Origin of the sequence: Bradyrhizobium erythrophlei, from assembly GCF_042430365.1 — a bacterium.
Lineage (GTDB): Bacteria > Pseudomonadota > Alphaproteobacteria > Rhizobiales > Xanthobacteraceae > Bradyrhizobium > Bradyrhizobium erythrophlei.
This window is the reverse complement of the sequence record NZ_JBHMET010000253.1, coordinates 1-712: the sequence shown is the minus strand read 5'-3', so window position 1 is coordinate 712 and position 712 is coordinate 1. Positions and strand designations below refer to the sequence as shown.

The following is a 712-nucleotide window of genomic DNA, read 5'->3' as shown; positions in this document are numbered from 1 at the left end:
TACCACTTCCATCGCGATGCGGAGGATCCGGACGTGTTCATGTTCTACGAGAACTGGCGCAGCCGCGAGGACTTCGAGAAGCACCTGGCGATGCCGTATCTCGCGACATTCTGGGAGCGCCGGCTCGACTACCTGGTGCGCGACGTCGACCTCCGATTTGCCGACATGCAAAGCCCGTATCCCGGTCGGGCCTGACCCGACATCCGTTCGTCAACCCACTGCCCAAAGGAGACGCCATGCCCCGCCTCGAACAAGCCACCCGCGCCGGCACGCCCTACTTCAACGTGATGGACCATCGCAAGGACATCTCCAAGAAATGGATGGAGATGGACGAGTTCCTGCGCTTCACCGGCCGGCTCGACCCCGACCTGAAGGAGGAAGTGCGCCGCGCCGTGGCCCAGGAAAGCGGCTGCAACTTCTGCGCGTCGCTGGGCGATCCCAAGCCCGCCTACGACGACCCGCGCGTGGCCGCGGCGGTGCGCTTCGGCACGGCCGTCGCGCGCAGCCCCAAGGGCATCCCGGATGCCGAGTTCGAGGCGGTGCGTGCGCACTTCAGCCCCGAGGAGATCGTCGAGCTGTCGTGCTGGATCTCGTTCATGTACGGCGCCGAGATGTTCGGCGCCATCATGAAGCTGGACCCGGCCACCGACGCAGTGAAGAAGATGTACGCCACCTGGCTCGTGCAAGGCAAGCAGCAGGCCGCCTTCAAGGC

The 712-nt window shown here is 65.3% G+C and carries 2 protein-coding genes; both read left to right on the top strand.

Annotated elements, in window-relative coordinates; genetic code table 11:
* Positions 1-195, top strand: a 195-nt coding sequence (locus tag ACFFWD_RS37945; RefSeq protein ID WP_376974476.1) for a putative quinol monooxygenase, incomplete at its 5' end; no start/stop codon positions are given.
* Positions 196-236: 41 nt separating this feature from the next.
* Positions 237-712: carboxymuconolactone decarboxylase family protein (locus ACFFWD_RS37940; protein ID WP_376974474.1), on the top strand; the 476-nt coding region annotated here is incomplete at its 3' end.